Source organism: Streptosporangium sp. NBC_01469, from assembly GCF_036227305.1.
Taxonomy (GTDB): Bacteria; Actinomycetota; Actinomycetes; order Streptosporangiales; family Streptosporangiaceae; genus Streptosporangium.
Map to the genome: position 1 here is coordinate 6,475,538 of NZ_CP109465.1, position 17,049 is coordinate 6,492,586.

General features: G+C 73.0%; 8 protein-coding genes. 4 read left to right on the plus strand and 4 right to left on the minus strand.

All coding sequences use genetic code 11. The features are described from left to right. Positions 1 to 4 precede the first annotated feature (4 nt). Positions 5 to 1,186: a cytochrome P450 gene (locus tag OG587_RS28445; protein ID WP_329080506.1), complete on the minus strand. Its 1,182-nt coding sequence runs from the start codon at positions 1,184 to 1,186 to the stop codon at positions 5 to 7. Positions 1,187 to 1,285: 99 nt separating this feature from the next. Continuing rightward, positions 1,286 to 2,746: an MFS transporter gene (locus OG587_RS28450; RefSeq protein ID WP_329080508.1), complete on the minus strand. Its 1,461-nt coding sequence runs from the start codon at positions 2,744 to 2,746 to the stop codon at positions 1,286 to 1,288. Positions 2,747 to 2,878: 132 nt separating this feature from the next. Here OG587_RS28450 and OG587_RS28455 point away from each other — a divergent pair, with 132 nt between their 5' ends. Together OG587_RS28455 and OG587_RS28460 are read left to right on the plus strand one after the other, a co-directional pair. Then, positions 2,879 to 3,388, plus strand: coding sequence for a MarR family winged helix-turn-helix transcriptional regulator (locus OG587_RS28455; protein ID WP_329080509.1), 510 nt, complete (start codon positions 2,879 to 2,881; stop codon positions 3,386 to 3,388). Positions 3,389 to 3,403: 15 nt separating this feature from the next. Next, the gene (locus tag OG587_RS28460) at positions 3,404 to 3,544 is read left to right on the plus strand and encodes a hypothetical protein (RefSeq protein ID WP_329080511.1); all 141 of its coding nucleotides are present in this window, start codon (positions 3,404 to 3,406) and stop codon (positions 3,542 to 3,544) included. A gap of 80 nt (positions 3,545 to 3,624) precedes the next feature. Here the strand turns inward: OG587_RS28460 and OG587_RS28465 are convergent, their stop codons facing one another. Both OG587_RS28465 and argH read right to left on the minus strand, forming a co-directional pair. Continuing rightward, entirely contained in the window at positions 3,625 to 4,803 is a 1,179-nt protein-coding gene (locus OG587_RS28465) for an argininosuccinate synthase (RefSeq protein WP_329080513.1), read from the minus strand. Beyond that, positions 4,800 to 6,347 (minus strand): argininosuccinate lyase, encoded by a 1,548-nt coding sequence (gene argH / locus OG587_RS28470; RefSeq protein WP_329080514.1) that lies wholly within the window; start codon positions 6,345 to 6,347, stop codon positions 4,800 to 4,802. Before argH ends, OG587_RS28465 begins: the two co-directional genes overlap by 4 nt. A gap of 900 nt (positions 6,348 to 7,247) precedes the next feature. Between argH and OG587_RS28475 the strand changes: the two genes are divergently transcribed. Both OG587_RS28475 and OG587_RS28480 read left to right on the plus strand, forming a co-directional pair. Next, positions 7,248 to 12,344: a non-ribosomal peptide synthetase gene (locus tag OG587_RS28475; RefSeq protein WP_329094049.1), complete on the plus strand. Its 5,097-nt coding sequence runs from the start codon at positions 7,248 to 7,250 to the stop codon at positions 12,342 to 12,344. Beyond that, positions 12,341 to 17,041, plus strand: coding sequence for a non-ribosomal peptide synthetase (locus tag OG587_RS28480; protein WP_329080516.1), 4,701 nt, complete (start codon positions 12,341 to 12,343; stop codon positions 17,039 to 17,041). The genes OG587_RS28475 and OG587_RS28480 overlap by 4 nt, the downstream gene beginning before the upstream one ends. Positions 17,042 to 17,049 lie beyond the last annotated feature (8 nt).

Below are 17,049 nucleotides of genomic sequence, written 5' to 3' on the forward strand. Positions count from 1 at the left end.
GGCGTCAGCCCCGTAGTCTCACCGGCAGAGCGGTCAGGCGGCTTCCCTGTATGCCGCCGAGGTCGATCTGCCGGAGGTCGGCGAAGGGCACCGCGAGGCGCGCGCCGGGAAAGTCGGCCCGCAGGACCTCCACGACCGCGCCCAGCTCGAGTTGGGCGAGCTGGGCGCCGGTGCAGTAGTGCGGGCCGGCGCCGAAGGAGAGGTCCGGCCCGATCGACCGGCCGGGGTCGGTGTTGATGCCCTGGATGTCGATGAGCACGGCCGAGCGGGCGGGGAGCCGCACCCCGGCGAGATCGAGGTCGGCGGAGGTGAACCGCCAGAGGCTGAAGGGGGCCGGCGAGTGCAGGCGCAGCGTCTCCCGGACGAACTCCTCGACCGTGGTCCCCTCCGCTTCGGCGTCTTCGGCGTCTTCGGCGTCTTCGGCGTCTTCGGCGGCGAAGACGCGCGCGAGCAGGAATCCCAGTGACGGGTCGGTGGTGAGCTGTCCGGCGTAGATCAGCGTGAAGAGCAGGTAGTGCAGCTGTGTCTCGGTGATCTCGTTGGGGACCCGCTCGCGCAGTTCGGCGGCGAGGCCGTCCTGGCCGTCGCTCAGCGCGGCGGCGGCCAGTTCCCCGAAGGCTGCCATCGCCTTTCCCACCTCCTCGGGGCCGCCGTACATGCCCCGGCAGGCCGCGATGGCCTGGTCGACCCGGTCGAGCGGCACGCCGAGCACGTCGCAGACCACGGTGAGGGGGAACCGCGTGGTGAAGTCGGCCATCAGATCCACCGTTTCACCGGTATCGGCGAGCCCGGTGAGCAGTTCTCGGGCGAGCGCCGTGATTCGTTCGGAGTAGTCGCGCATCCGCCGGGCGGTGAAGAGCGGGGCGTGCGCCCGGCGCAGTTGTTCGTGCGCCGGGCCGTCGAGGGTGGTGAGCGACGGTTGTGCGGCGGCGGCCGGCTCGAGACCCGCGATCCGCGGGTCCCAGCCCGCGGGCGCGTAGGCCGGGTCCTTCACGATACGGGGGTGGACGAGGACCTCCCGGGCGAGCACGTCGTCGGTGACGATCCACACCGGGCCGCCGGCCGGGGCGTCGGCCCGGACGATGGGACCCGCGGCGCGCAGAGCGGCGCGGGCGGGATGGGGTTCGCCGACTCCGCGAAAGGTGACGGCGAACGGGTCGGCGGTGACGCGGGGTGCGCTGGTCATCGGATCTCCTTGAAAGCGGTCCGGATCGGGGGCGAGGACGGGTGCCGGTCGTGTGCGGACGTACGAGGGGCTCCGCCGCGGCCCGGGATGTGCCCGCGATTACCCATGAGAGGCGTTCGCGCGCCTGGGCAGCAGGAACATGAGCGCGGCCGCGGCGAGGTAGCAGGCGACCTGCCAGGGCAGGATCGTGGTGAAGGCGTCGCCGTAGGCGATGAGGCCGGTGCCTCCGTCGGTGAGGGAGCCTTCCAGCCGGGCGAAGAACACGACCCCGAGTACTGCGACCCCGAGCGCGTTGCCGATCTGGCCGACGGTGGTGAGGACACCGCCCGCGGCTCCGGCGTCCTTGGCGGGTACGCCGGCGAGAACGATGTTGATCAGGGACGGGGCGGTGAGGCCCAGACCAAGACCTCCTACGAACAGCGGGGTGGCGAGCGCCCAGTAGGAGGGGTCGGCGCCGCCACGGACGACGAGGAGAAGGATGATCTGGGACGCGGCCAGGACCAGTGCGCCCGACACGAGCAGGGCGCGTTGGGCGAACCGGACGCCGATCCCGGAGGTGATGATCGAGCCGATGGCGTAGGGCAGGATCACGAGGCCGGTTTCGAGCGCGGTGCGTCCGGTGCCCAGCTGAAGATAGAGCGACAGCAGGAGGAAGAAGGAACCGAGTGCTCCGAAGAACAGCAGGGAGACGGACAGGCCACCGGCGAAGGCCCGCACCCGGAGGAGGGCGGGGTCGAGGATCGGCTGCCCGCCGCGTGCGACCAGTCGCCGCTCCCTGAGGAGGAACAGGGCCACCGCCGGAACCGAGAGTGCCAGGATGAGAAAGCCCCACCAGGGCCAGCCCCAGTCGCGTCCCTGCATGAGGGGCAGGAGCAGGAGCACCGCCGCGGCGGCGGCGAGGGCCGCGCCCGGCAGGTCCAGCCGGGCACCGCCCGGCACCCGGGACTCGGGTATGAACCGGGCTCCCACGATCAGTCCGACGATCGCGATCGGAACGTTCACCCAGAAGATCGCCCGCCAGCCCAGGCCGAAGAGGTCGGCCTCGACCAGGATCCCGCCGAACAGCGGTCCGGCCACCGAGGCCAGGCCGAGCACGGCACCGTAGGCGCCGAGCGCCTTCGCGCGTGCGCCGGGCTCGAACGAGGCGCGGATGATGCCGAACACCTGCGGGATCATCAGCCCGGCCGCCAGACCCTGCGCGACGCGCATGCCGACCAGCACGCCGGAGTTCGGCGCCAGACCGCATCCGGCCGAGGCGAGCGTGAACGCGGCCAGTCCGAGGAGGAACACGCGGCGGCGGCCGAACTGGTCGCCGACGCGGCCACCGGTGATGAGGCCCGCTCCGGCGGAGAGCGTGTACCCGGCCAGCATCCACTGCAGGGCTGCCTCACCGGAACCCAGGTCCTCGGCGATCGCGGGGGCCGCCACGCTGACGATCGTGGCGTCGAGGAGCTCCATGAAGGCCGCGATGAGGATCACGGTCAGAACGACGAATGCCGCGCGCCCGGACAGGAGGGAAGTTGTAGCGCCGCTGTCATGGGGGCGGGTGGATGTGGTCATACCGCGCTGTACTCCTCAGGGCAGGTGGGTGGTGCGATAATGTGACTGCGCAACACAGTAGCTGCGTCACGCAGTAAATGTACTACAAGATTGCTGCGCGACGCAGCGATATTGGATGGAGTGGGTGTCACGATGACGAAGCCGAACCCGGACAGGGAAGCGCTGCTCGCCGAGCTCGTCGGAGACGCGATACCCGCCTGGGCGATCCAGGTCGTGCGGCTCAACAACGTTGTCGCCGGCCGGCTGGGTGTCACCGACACCGATGTGCAGTGCCTGCACGTGCTGGGCCATCACGGCCCGACGACACCGAGTGTTCTGGCCAAACACGTGAACCTCACCACCGGATCGGCCTCACGCATGATCGACCGGCTTGTCGCCGCGGGCTGCGTCCGGCGGGTGGCCGACCCCGGCGACCGCAGGCGGGTGCTCATCGAGCCCACCCGGGAGGGCCTCGACCGGGTCACCGCCGCCTACTCGGGACTGATCGCACGTACGCGGGACGACCTTGGCGCCTTCGACGACGAGGAACTCGGCGCCCTCGTCCGATTCATGAGAACAGCCGAGCGCGGCACCGCCGCCGAGACCCACCGGCTCAAGTCCGCGTCCGGCGGTGAGGAAGGCTCCACGGGAACCCACGGGTAGTCCACCGGCCGCTCCGTGCGACGTCCGCGGGACGTGACGCCCGCCTCGGGCGCCCGGCGGCGTCGCGCCCGATCCGCGGCGCGACGCCGCCGGGCGCACGAGCTGGGCGAGACCGGCCGCACCACCGGAAAGATCGTTCTGACCGTCGCCCGCTGAGGCCGGGCCCGGCGGCCGTCGCCGCCGGGCGAACGCCCGGGATCGGGGCTTGTCACGCGGTCAGTGCCCCGTCGCGCGGGTCAGCGCGGGGAGCCCCTGAGTGGCAGCGACCACACGTAGGCGAAACCCGCGCCCGCCCGGTGGTCGAAGGTGTCTCCCGCCTCGTAGGTGGCGAGCGAGTCGCTGTAGCGGGAGTTCGGCGAGCGGCGGCCGACGATGGCGCAGGTCCCCTTGTAGAGCTCGACGGTCACCTCGCCCGTCACCCGCGGCTGCAACGTGGAGACGAAACCGTCCAGGGCGCGGCGCAGGTCGGAGAACCAGTAACCGTAGTAGGCGAGTTCGGCGTAGCGCTGCGCGAGGCCCTGCTTGTGGTGCAGCGTCTCACGGTCGAGGACGATCGCCTCCAGTTCCTCGTGCGCGGCCATCAGCACGGTCGCCGCCGGCGCCTCGTAGATGCCGCGGGTCTTGAAACCCACGATCCGGCTCTCGACGATGTCGATTCGCCCCACGCCGTGGCGGGCGGCGATCGCCGTCAGGCGGGACACCAGGTCGGCCGGCTCCAGCTTGTCACCGTCGAGGGAGACGGGGATCCCCGCCTCGAAGCCCACCGTGACGTGCTCGGCCCGGTCGGGGGCGGTCTTGGGGTCGGCGGTCAGCTGCCAGGCGTGGCCGGGCGGCGGCCGGTCGATGTCGTCGAGCTCACCGCACTCGATGCTGGTGCCCCAGATGTTGGTGTCGATGCTGTACGGGTTCTCCTTGCTGACCGACACCTCGATGCCGTGTTCCCGCGCGTAGGCGATCTCCGTCTCGCGGGTGGTCAGTTCCCAGTCGATGACCGGCGCCAGCACCCGCAGCCCCGGATCGAGAGCGGTCACGCTGGTGAAGAACCGCACCTGGTCGTTGCCCTTGCCGGTGGCCCCGTGCGCCACGGCGTCGGCGCCCTCGGCGCGGGCGATCTCGACCATGCGCTGGGCGATCAACGGCCGGGAGAGCGGCGCGGCCAGCAGGTACTTGTTCTCGTAACGCGCGTGTGCTTGCAGGGCGGGCAGCGCGAAATCCCTCAGGTACCGCTCGGTGAGCGGCTCCACGTAGACCTTCGAGGCGCCGGTACGCAGCGCCCGTTCCCGCACGGTCTCCAGCGACTCCAGCTGGCCGATGTCCGCGCAGAACGCGATGATCTCGGCGTCGTGGCGCCGCTGGAGCCAGTGCAGGGCCACGGACGTGTCGAGGCCGCCGGAGTAGGCCAGAACGATCTTCATGACGGGCCTCCGTTGAGCGTGGGCAGGTCGGGGGCGATCCGGCCGAGGGCCTCGCCGACGTCGGCTCCGCCGGCGACGTCGCGGGCCGCGCGGAAGGCGGCCTCGTACGCGCTCCGGAGCCTTCGCCGTGTCCCGTCGAGCCAGGCGGCGTGGGCGGTCACCGCCGCGTGCAGCTCGGCGCGCACGGCCGTGACGCTCCGCGGCGAGGTGCCGCCGGGGCTGGTGTAGCCGGCCACCGCGGTCCGGGGCGCGAGGAGGTGGGCGAGCACGGGTTCGGGCACGGGATGGCCGAGCCCGGCGAGGATCTCCGCGCCGGCGGCCGTGTCCCGCAGCGTCGCGCCCCGCTTGAGGAGGGCCGAGACGAGCGCGCCGCTGACGTGGTGCGCCTCGCGGAACGCGAGCCCCCGGTCGGCGACCAGGTGGTTGGCCAGCTCGGTGGCCGTGGAGAAGTTGTCCCAGCACAGCTCCTCGCCCCGCGTGCCGTCGAAGCGCAGCCCCCGGGTCTGCCCGGCCACGATGCGGAGGGTCGAGAGGTAGGTGTCGATGGCGTGCCACAGGTACGGCTTGTCCTCCTGGAGGTCGCAGCTGTAGCCGAGGGTCACCCCCTTGGACATGGTGAGCAGCTGGACGAGGGTGCCCACCGTCCGCCCGGTGCGCCCCCTGGCCAGCTCGGCGACGACCGGGTTCTTCTTCTGGGGCATGATCGAGCTGCCGGTGGCGTAGGCGTCGGAGACCTCGACCAGGCTGTACTCGTGCCCGCTCCACATGACGATCTCCTCGGCCATGCGGGACAGGTTGTTGCCGCCGATCGCGAAGGCCGAGGCGCTCTCGATGAGATGGTCGCGGGCGCTGGTGGCGTCCAGCGCGTGGCCGAGCACGCCGGAGAACCCGAGCAGCCGGGCGGTGAGCTCGCGGTCGATCGCGAAGGACGTGCCGGCCAGCGCGCAGGAGCCCAGGGGGGACTCGTCCGTCCGGCCGAACACGTCGCGCAGCCGGCGCACGTCACGCAGGAGCATGCTCGCGTGCGCGGTCTTCCAGAAGGCGACGGAGATCGGCTGGGCGGCCTGGCTGTGGGTGTAGCCGGGCAGGATCGCGAGCAGGTCCTCCTCGGGGAAGCCGAGCAGCTCACCGATGAGTTCCAGGTTCGCCGCGACCGCGTCGAGCTGGACCCGCCGCAGGTACATGCGGGTGTCCGTGGACACCTGGTCGTTGCGTGACCGCGCGGTCTGCAGGTGGCCGCCGGTCTCACGCCCCAGATCCTCGATGACCTTCTGCTCGATGTTGAAGTGGACGTCCTCGAGCTCGGGGCGCAGCCGCAGCTCCCCGCGCTCGCTCCGGTCCCACAGCCGGAGCAGCGAGCCGAGCAGGGCCCGGGTGACCTCGCCGGTGACGATTCCCCGGACGCCCAGCATCAGCACATGCGCGATGTCCTGCCACAGGTCCGCGAAGACGAGCCGCTCGTCGACGTCCACGGTGAGGGTGTAGTCGAGAACGTCCTTGGTGATGTCCTCGTCAAAGCGACCGCCCCATAACTTGTCAGTCAATGCCCGTTCCTTTGATCGTAAAATTCCGATTACCGGATGGCAGCCTGACCAGCGTCATTCGCTCTCGGGAGTCGGACTGTCACCGTGTTATGCATCCCGGAGAATGGCACGATGGATATAAGAATCACGGCGTCGGCAAAAATCATCGATAAACCGGCCTGACGACGCCTGAATGATGCACCAGGCCATCTATCCGCGTCAATGGACGGTTCCAATTTTCTGTGGGCCCGTCCGGCGGGGACGCTGCTCGCGGGCCGGCTCGGAGGGGGTACCGGGCCACCGGGCCGCGCGGCGGCGTGATCTTTCCGGCGCACCCCGGCCGCCGCCGGGAATCGCGGCCTCCCGCGAGGCTCCCGCTCCGAACGGCCGGCCCACTCTCGTCCGGCACTTCAGGTCAAGGCGCTCACCTGCGAAAACATCGCCGCCTGCCAGTTCGTCGGCTCGTGAAACCCGGTCTTCGCCCGCCGCGGGCGACGGGCCGGATGGAATCAATACAACAATTTCGAACGGACGACAAGGCCCATATTTCCAATACATAGCGAAAATAACAAAAAGGTCTTGTGGGGTTGTTAGGTGACAACCCGCTGTGCTCTGCTATGGCTCTGGAAATGAGAGTGCGGCGGGTAAACGACAGTAGCCCGGACGTTATCCGCGTCGCGATCGGACCATAACTCAGCAGATAAGGGTCCGAGTAGATCCGGGTTTTCATGCCTTGGTTCGGTGTGTGTGGGGCCGCCGAAATCTACCAGGGGACATCCAAAGTTTCGGGCGGCGGTTCGCCGATGCCCGGTGAGGCGGTTCGACGCCGCGCACGGCTCATTCGGTGAGCCCCGCGTGCCGTTCTCACATGCCCGGCGTCGCTTGAGCGCGGTTGACGATCAGGGAGGCTGTGTGGACCCCATGCCCGACGACGCCGATGTTTTCTCCTACCCTCTGTGCGCCGCCCTCGCCGAGTCGTTGAGGGCGGGCGGCGAGCGGATCGCCGTAAGGGCGGGCACATCGGAACTGACCTACCGGCAACTGGAGGAACGGGCGCTGAGCGTCGCGTCGCGCGTCGGTGACCCGACCGGCCCCACCGGGGCGCAGACGGTGGTCGCGATCATGCTGCCCAGGGGCGAGGAGCTGATCGCCGCGCTGACCGGCGTCCTGCTGTCCGGCGCGGCCTTCCTGCCGGTCGACCCGCAGCTGCCGCTCGACCGCAGGCTGCGCATGCTCGCCGCCGCCGACCTGTGCCTCACCGACGCGGCGGGCGCCGTGGTCGCCGAGCGGGCCGGCGTCCGGCCGCTCCCCGAGTCCGGCGCCGGGCCGTTCGCCGGGCGTCCACCGCATGGCGAGCAGCTCGCCTACGTGCTGTTCACCTCGGGAACCACCGGCGCGCAGAAAGCCGTCGAGGTCCCGCACCGCGCGCTCGGCGCGCACGCGCGGGCCATCCGGGCGGCGTACGCGCTGAGCGGCGGGGACCGGGTCCTCCAGTTCGCCACCGTCGGCTTCGACGTGGCACTCGAGGAGATCTTCCCGACCCTGCTGGCCGGGGCCACGCTCGTGCTCGCGCCGACCTCGGCGATCACCACGGAGCAGCTCACCGGCCTCCTCACCCGCGAGCGGGTCACCGTCGCCAACCTCCCCACCCCCTACTGGGAGCAGTGGGTCCGCGACCTCGACCAGGGCGGCGACGCCGTACTCCCCTCGATACCCCGCTCGCTGCGCCTGCTGGTCATCGGCAGCGACATGGGCCGCGCCACGACGCTGGCCACCTGGCGCAGGTTCTGCCAGGTCGAGACGATCAACGCGTACGGTCTCACCGAGACGACGGTGACCTCGACGACGCACCCGCTCACCGGGGCCGACGCCGACGCCGACGCCGCCGTCGGCGGAGCGACCCTGCCCGTCGGCACGGCCATCCTGGGCACCGAGGTCCTCCTGCTCGACGAGAACCTGGAGCGGGTCCCGCCCGGCCGGCCCGGCGAGGTCCACATCGGCGGGCCCGGGGTGGCGCTCGGCTACCGCGGCGACCCCCGCCTCACCGCCGACAGGTTCGTCCCCGACCCCTGGTCGGGCCGCGCGGGAGCGCGCCTGTACCGCACCGGTGACCGCGGCGTTCTCGACGCCGGCGGCTTGCTGCGGATCCTCGGCCGGGCCGACGACCTGGTGAAGATCCGGGGCCAGCGGGTGCACCCCGGGGAAGTCGTCCGGCACCTGTGCTCCCACCCCGAGGTCGCCGCGGCCCACGCGCGCGCCGAGACCGGCGACGACGGCGACACCCGGCTGATCGCCTACGTCGTGCCGGTCGACTCCCACCGGGTGCCCACCGCGGGCGGGCTCCGCGAGCATCTGGCACGGTCCCTGCCCGCCGGCCACATCCCCAGCCGCTACGTCGTCGTCGACGCGCTCCCGCTGCTGCCCAGCGGCAAGATCGACGCTGACGCGCTGCCCAAGTCCCAGCTGTGGCGGCGCGCCGACGACGTGCCCTTCCGCGCGCCGGTCACCGACACCGAGATCGAGCTGGCCCGGCTGTGGAGCCGGACGCTGCGCGTCGACCGGATCGGCGTCGACGACTCGTTCTTCGACCTCGGCGGGCACTCCCTCGCCGCCGTGCAGATCACCAACCGGATCCGCGCCCGCCGGCCGGCCGAGGTCACCGTCGCCGACCTGATGGCACATCCGACGATCGCCGCGCTGGCCGCGCTCGTCGACCGGGGCGGCCCCGGCGCGGACGCCGCCCTGCCCCCGATGGAGCGCGGCGGCGACGACGACCGCGTGCCGCTCACCGCGCAGCAGCAACAGGTCTGGTTCCTCGACCGGCTCGCCCCCGGCAACATCGCCTACCACGCGCAGACGACGATGCGGGTGGCGGGCGACCTCGACCTCGGCGCGCTGCGGCGCGCGGTCGGCGTCATCACCGCCCGCCAGTCGATCTTCCGGACCACCTTCCACGACGACGACGGGATGCCGTTCCAGCGCGTGCACGCCGAGGGCCCGATGCCGGTCCACCTCGTCGACCTGTCCGGCGTGCCGGAGTCCGAGCACCGGGCCAGGGTGGAGGAACTCGTCGTCCGCGACATGACCACGCCGTTCGACCTCGGCGAGCTGCCGCTGGTGCGGTGGACGGTGGTACGGCTCGGCCCGGCCACCCACGAGATCATCCTGGTGGAGCACCACTTCGTCCACGACGGCTGGTCCTTCGGCCTGCTGATGCGGGAGTTGCGCGCCGCCTACACCGCCGAGGTCACCGGGGAGCCGGCCGGGCTGCCCGAGATCGAGTTCCGGTACGCCGACTACGCGCGCTGGCAGGAGCGGGCGCTGGCGGGCGAGGGCATGCGACGTCAGCGGGAACACTGGGCCGCGACACTGGCCGGCAGCCCGCCGGCGGTGTCGCTGCCCACCACCAGGGCCCGTTCGAGGCCGCAGGGCTTCGAAGGCGGCATGGTGCGGCTGGAGGTGTCGGCGCGCACCGTCGCCGCGCTCCGCGAGCTCGCCAGGACCCACCACACCACGCTGTTCAGCGCGATGCTCGCGGGCTTCTACGCCACGCTGTGGCGCTACACCCGCCAGGACGACCTCGCGGTCGGCTCGGCGTTCGGCAACCGCCAGCTCGCCGAGACCGAGGACGTCATCGGCATGTTCGTCAACGCGGTCGTGCTGCGCTGCGACGCGGGCGGCGACCCCACCTTCGCGGAACTGCTGCGCCGCAGTACCGCGACCGTGCGCGCGGCCACGGCCAACCAGGAGCTCCCCTTCGTGGAACTGGTGCGCGCGCTCAACCCCGACCGCGACCCGGCGGCCAACCCCTACTTCCAGATCATGTTCAGCGCCAACGACGCCAGGATGCCCGACCTGGAACTGCCCGGCTGCTCGGCGACGGTCTACGAGCGCGACAACGGCTCGGCGAAGGTCGACCTCAACGTGGTCGTCATCCCGAGAGCCGAGGCGGAGCCCGGCGCGGACGGCCGCCTCGACGGCCGGGTCACCCTGCTCTGGGAGTACAACAGCGACCTGTTCGCCAGGGAGTTCGTCGCCGAGGTGGCGGACTCCTACCTGCATCTGCTCGCCACGATGACCGAGAACCCCGGCGCGCGCCTCGGCGAGGTGGACCTCGTCGGCCCGGGGAGCCGGGCCGGGCTGCTCGCCCTGGGCGCCGGCCGGCCCGCCGCGTCGGCGGCGGCCTTCGCCGACCTGTTCGCCGCCGCGGTCGCGCGCGTCCCGGACGCGCCCGCGATCAGCACGACGGCCGGGACGCTCCGCTACGCGGAGGTCGCCGGGCGGGCCCGGTCGGTCGCCCGGATGCTCGACGAGTCCGGCGCCGGCGGCGGCGCGCCGATCGGCGTCCTGCTGCGCCGTACGCCGCAGGCACTGATCTCGCTGCTGGGCACGCTGCTCTCCGGCCGAGGCTACCTGCCGCTCGACCCCGCCCACCCGGCCGACCGCATCGCGTACATGCTCGCGGACTCCGGCGTGCGCCGGGTCCTCGTCGACGCCGGTACGGCGGGCCTGCTGCCCCCGGGGGACTGGGAACCGCTCGACGTCACCGCGCTCGAACCCGCGCCCGAACCCGAGCCCGAACCCGCGGACGGCCCCCCGTTCCGGCCCGCGCACCCCGCCTCGACCGCGTGGGTCATGTACACCTCGGGCAGCACGGGCCTCCCCAAGGGCTGCCGGGTGACGCACGCCAACCTCGACCACTTCGTGCGCTGGGCGCTCGCCGAGACCCCGGACGGGCTGCTGGAGCGCACGCTCGCCGCCACCGCGCTGACGTTCGACGTCTCGGTGCACGAGATCCTGCCGACGCTGGCGGCCGGCGGGACGGTCGTGCTCGTCGACGACCTGTTCGCGCTGCCGTCGCTGCCGGAGCGCCTGGTCCCCACCCAGGTCAACGTCGTCGGCAGCATGCTCGCCGAGCTGCTGCGCGAGGGCGCGATCCCGGCGGGCGTGCGCTCGGTGAACTTCGGCGGCGAGGCCGGCACCGCGCCGCTCGTACGGCTGGTGGAGGAGGCGGGCGTGCCGATGGTGCGCAACCTGTACGGCCCGACCGAGACGACGGTGTTCGTCACCGGCGGCCCGGTGACCGCCGACCCCGACCGGCCCTGGCCGCTCGGCGCGCCAGGACCCGGCGTCGAGGTCCACGTCGTGGACCCCGGCGGGCACCTGCTGCCGCGCGGCGTCGAGGGCGAGCTCGCCATCGGCGGTGACGGCGTCTGCGACGGCTACCTCGGCCGCGCCCGCCTCACCGCCGAGCGGTTCGTCCCCGACCCGTACGGCCGGCGGCCGGGCGGCCGTCTCTACCTCACCGGCGACCGCGCCCGGTGGGCACTGGACGGCCGGCTCGAATACCTCGGCAGGCGCGACCAGCAGGTCAAGATCCGTGGCCTGCGCGTCGAGCTCGGCGAGATCGAGCAGGTGCTCGGCACCCACCCGGCCGTCGCGGCGGCCTACGTCGTGGTGCGCGGCGAGGCTCCCGCGCAGACCCTGGTCGCCTATGTGCGGCCCGCGACGGACGAGCCGCCGCCGGCGAAGGACCTCGCCGCGCACGCCGCGACCAAGCTGCCCTCGGGTCTGGTGCCGCGCGCCTACGTCGTGCTCGACGAGATCCCGCTGACCACCTCGGGCAAGGTCGACCGCGCGCGGTTGCCGGAACCGCCGTACGACGCGGAACCATCGCACGACACGGAACCGCGGCACGACACCGGAGCGGTCCCCGGCGACGAGGGCGACGAGGGCGACGGGGGCGACGAGGCGGGCGGGGACCGGGCGCCGTGGGCGGAACTGGAGCGCACCATGAGCGGCATCTGGGCGGAGATCCTCGACGTGCCCCGGGTCGACCGGCACGACAACCTGTTCCTCCTGGGCGGGCACTCGCTCGCGGTGCTGCGGATCCGCCACCGGCTCAAGGCGTCGACCGGCATGGATCTTCCGGTCGCCGACTTCTTCGCCCACCCGACGGTCGCCGAGCTCGTCGGCCACCTCGCCGTGACCCCGCCCGTGGAAGAGGTCCCGGCGTGACCGGCGCGCCGGTCCGTGCGCCGCTGACCCCGGCGCAGCTCGGGCTCTGGTTCGGCGAGCAGTGGGAGCGCGCGGTCCTGGCGGACGGCGGGGCCGCGCTGTACCACATCAACGCCTCCCTGCGGGTACGCGGCGCGCTCGACGCCGACGTGCTGCACCGGGCGCTGACGGCCCTGCTCGACCGGCATCCGGTCCTGCGCGGCCACGTCGTCGCGGGCGAGCGGCCCTTGCTGGAGGACACCGGGCCGGTCGTGCTCGCGATGCCGGTGGTGGACTTCTCGCACTCGCCGCACACCGCGCCGGAGATGGCGCGGGCCAGGCTCGCCCACGAGGTGGACAGGCCGTTCGACCTGTCCCGCGGCCCGCTGCTGCGTACGGCCCTGCTGCGGTTGTCCGCCGACGACCACGTGCTGGTCCTGGTGGTGCACCACCTGGTGTGCGACGGCCTGTCCCTGCGGGTGCTGTATCGCGACCTCGGCCTGCTCTACCGCGCGCTCTCCGGCGGGACGGAGGCCGGGCTTCCCGCCGCCGCGTCCTGGTTCGGCCGGGACACGACCGTGCCACCCGGCAGGGAGGAGGCTCTGCGCTACTGGGAGGACATGCTGCGCGACGCTCCCGAGGTCATCGACCTGCCGGCCGACCGGCCACGGCCGGAGGGCGGCGGCAGCGCGGGCGGCGCGCTGCGCCGGACGATCCCGCCGAGGCTGTGGCGGCGGCTCGTCGCCGCCTGCGCGCGGTGGCGCGTCACGCCGTACATGGTGGTGCTCGCCGCGTACGCGGTCCTGCTGGCCAGGCTGACCGGGCAGCGCGACCTGGTGATCGGCTCGCCGTCGTCGGGGCGGACGTCGATGGACGACGTGGACACCGTCGGCATGTTCGTCACCACCGTCCCGTTGCGGCTGCGCGTCGGCGCCGGCGACACCGTCCGGGACCTGCTCGACCAGGTGCGGACCAGGGTGCTCGAGACGATGCGCCACGGCGGTGTCGGCTTCGAGGAGCTGGTGGACCGGCTGCGGGTTCCGCGCTCGACGGCGTACGCGCCGATCGTGCAGGTGCTGTGCGGCCTCGACCAGCTGGACGTGATCACCCCCGAGTTCGGCGCCGGTCTCGCCGCCGAGCGGATGTCGACGCCGTGCACGAACGCCAAGTTCGAGCTGGGCCTCGGGGTGGAGGTCACCGCCGGGGGAGTCGTCGCCGACTGGGAGTACCGGACGGACCTGTTCGACGAGAGTACGGTGGCCGCGCTGGCCGGAGCCCACCTGGCCCTGCTGGAGTCCTTCGTGGCCGGCGACGGCGGGGACGGCGGGGATGGCGGGCTGGTGCGCGATCTGGACGCGGGCGGGAACGGGAGCCTGCTGTTCGGGCCGGTCAGGGCCGAGGGGCCGGTCCTGCCGACCCGGGTGCCGGTGCCGGTGCAGATCTCCGAGCGGGCGGCGCTGTGCCCTGACGCCGTCGCGGCCAGGACCTGCCAGGGCGTCGAGGTGACCTACCGCGAGCTCGACCACCGGGCCAGGAACCTGGCCGCGCGGATCCGCGCGGCGGGCGCGGGGCCGGACGACACCGTGCTGCTCGCCCTGCCTCGCGGGGTGGGCTGGGCGGTCGCGGTGCTCGGCACCTGGTACGCGGGCGCCGCCGTCGTCCCGCTCGATCTGTCCCTGCCCGACCAGCGGCTGCGCGCGATGACGGAGGCGGCCGGCGTGCGCCTAGGGCTGGCCGAGTCCGCGGAGGCGGCCAAGGAGGTCGCGCAGCGGCTCGACCTCGACGCGGACCTCGCCTGGCTGGACCTGGACGGGATCGACGCGGCCGGAGTCGACGCGGACGCCGGAGGCGCGGACGGGATCGGCGCGGACACCGGGGGCGCGGACGGGATCGGCGCGGACACCGGGGGCGCGGGGGCGGGGGCGCCCGCCACCCTTCTCAACGCGCTGGCGTACGTGCTGTTCACCTCGGGATCGACCGGGCTTCCCAAGCCGGTGGCGGTCGGCCACGACGCACTCGCCTTCTACGCCGGCATCTTCGCCGAGCGGCTCGCGATCATCGCCGACGACGTGTTCCTGCAGTTCGCCGCGCTCACCTTCGACGTCTGCTTCGAGGAGACGGTGCCGGTGTGGTGCGTCGGGGGCGGGGTGCTGCTGCTGGAGGACAACAGGATCGCCCCGGTGGACCTGGAGCGGGTGCTCACCGACGGCGGCGGCACGCTGGCCGACTTCACCAGCTCCTACTGGGCCGAGTGGGCGCGCGACCTGGAACGCCGCCCGCGCCCGCTGCCCCCGGCGCTGCGCACGGTGGTGATCGGTGCGGAGGCGGGCTACGTGGCCGACCTCAAACGCTGGTCCGAGCGGACCGACGTGCCGGTGGTGAACGCCTACGGCCTCACCGAGACCCTGATCACCTCGCTCACCCACACCGGCTCGGTGAGCGACGGCAGGCTCGGTCCCGTGGTGCCCATCGGCCTGCCGATGCGCGGCATGCGCGCCTACGTGCTCGACGCGGAGATGTGGCCGGTCGCGCCGGGCCTGGCGGGGGAGCTGTACGTCGCGGGCCCGTGCCTGGCCCGGGGCTACCCCGGCCTGCCCGCCGCGACGGCGCGGCGGTTCGTGCCCGACCCGTTCGGCGGCGAGCCGGGCGCGCGGATGTACCGCACCGGCGACCGGGCCAGGGTCGACGCCGACGGCGTGCTGCGCTTCGTCGGCCGGGTCGACGGCCAGATCAAGGTGCGCGGCCACCGGGTCGAGCTGCGAGAGGTCGAGGTGGCGGTCGCCGCCCACCCCGACGTCGAGGAGGTGGTCGCGCGCGCGGTGCGCACCGAGGGCTCACACGAGGTGGTCGCCTACGTGGTCGCCCGGCCCGGCGGCACGCTCGACCCCGCCGGCCTGCGGCGTTTTCTCGTCGAGCGGATACCGGGCTACCAGGTGCCCGCCTACCTGGTCGAGCTGGCCGAGCTGCCGCGTACGGCGGGCGGCAAGCTCGTGCCGAGCGCGCTGCCGGAGCCCGTCCGGGAGCGGGGACCGGCCGCGGACGGGCCCGCGCCGGCGGACGACGGCCAGGCGGCGCTCCTGCGCATCTGGTGGGAGGTGCTCGGCCGCGAGGACATCTCGGCCGACGACAACTTCTTCGCCGTCGGCGGCAACTCGATCTCCAGCATCCGGGTGGTCTCCCTGGCCAGGGCGGCGGGGATGCCGTTCACCGCGCGGGACGTGTTCGCCCACCAGACGGTCCGCGAGCTGGCCGGGGCGCTCGGCGCGACCTGGACGCCGCGGGGGAGCGAGCCGCCGGTGGCCGCGGCCGAGCCGACCCCCAGGGGCTTCCGGCTGCCCGAGACCGCCCACCTCGGCATCGACGGCGCGAGCCGTCCCGCGCTGCTGGCCGGGCTGCTCGACGCCGAGCGGATCGAACCGGCCGGGCCGATGCAGCGCTGGGGGCTCAACCGGCTGCGGCACCGGCCCCGGCCCGGGATGTACCGGGTGTACGAGGCGTTCGACGTCAGTGGCACGGACATCGACGTGGACCTGCTGGTCCTGGCGTGGAACGCGCTCGTCGAGCACCATCCGGCCCTGCGCACCTCGCTGCGCACGCACGACGGCAGGGACCTGCAGGTGGTGCACCGCAACGCCGCGCTCCGTGTGCGCCGTGAGGACCTCGGCGGGCTCGGCACGGCCGAGGCGGTCCTGGCGGTCAACCGGCACCTGGGGGTCCTCAGGAGCACCCCGGCCGATCCGCTGCGCCGCTGCCAGGTCGAGCTGACCGTGTTCGACCGGGGTCCCGGAGCCGCCTACCTGGTGTGGGACTACTCCTACCTGAACCTCGACGGCTGGTCGTTCTCGGCGCTGCTGCGGGATCTGTTCGACCTGCACGACGGGTTCCGCGCCGGTGAGCCGGTCACCCTGGCCGCCCGGCCGGAACCCGGTGTGATCGCCCGCTGGTGGCGGGAGCGTGACGACGCCGCGGCCCGGTCGTACTGGACCGGCAGGCTCGCCGGGGCGCCGCGCGGGCTGGTCGCCGCCGGGCTCGGTCCGGGCTCCGCCGGTGGCGAGTTCCACGCCGACCAGCGCGTCTGGCTGCCCGCCGAGCGCACGGCCCCGCTGAACCGGCGGGCGGCCGAGGCGGGGCTGACGCTGCACACCCTGGTGCAGGGCGCGTACGCGATCGCGCTCGGCCACGCGCTCGGCACCGGCGATCTCGTCTTCGGCACCGTCGTCTCGGGCCGCGCCGACGCGGTCGGCGGCGCGGAGGACATCGTGGGCTGCCTCAACAACCGGCTGCCCAGCCGGGTCGTCGTGGACCACGCGGCCCGCTGCGGGGACTGGCTGCACGGCCTGCAGGACAACCACGCCGAGGCGGCCGGGTTCGAATACGTCTCGCCCCTGGACGTCCAGCGCTGGTGCGGTCTCGACGACGCCGACCGGCTCTACGACTCGGAGATCGTCGTCGAGAACTTCCCGTTCGACGGGCGGCTGCAGTCGCGGCTCGCGGGCTGGAATCCGATCGCCAACGGCGCCCCCGGCGACGAGACGCTGCGGCTGGTCGTCTGGCCGGACCCCGCCCTGCTGCTGAAGGTGAGCTACTACCGCGAGCAGGTGTCGGACGAGCGCGCCGTGGAGCTGCTGCACCACGTCAGGCGCGTGCTCGACGCCCTGGCCGACGGGCTGGACCGGCCGGTCGCCGACCTGCTGTCCGTGACACGCCCATCCCATTGAACAGGCAA

What these genes read in the sequence shown, in the direction of transcription:
- OG587_RS28445 (WP_329080506.1), bottom strand. Translation starts at nt 1,186, where the DNA reads ATGACCAGCGCACCCCGCGTCACCGCCGACCCGTTCGCCGTCACCTTT.
- OG587_RS28450 (WP_329080508.1), bottom strand. Translation starts at nt 2,746, where the DNA reads ATGACCACATCCACCCGCCCCCATGACAGCGGCGCTACAACTTCCCTC.
- OG587_RS28475 (WP_329094049.1), top strand. Translation starts at nt 7,248, where the DNA reads ATGCCCGACGACGCCGATGTTTTCTCCTACCCTCTGTGCGCCGCCCTC.
- OG587_RS28465 (WP_329080513.1), bottom strand. Translation starts at nt 4,803, where the DNA reads ATGAAGATCGTTCTGGCCTACTCCGGCGGCCTCGACACGTCCGTGGCC.
- OG587_RS28455 (WP_329080509.1), top strand. Translation starts at nt 2,879, where the DNA reads ATGACGAAGCCGAACCCGGACAGGGAAGCGCTGCTCGCCGAGCTCGTC.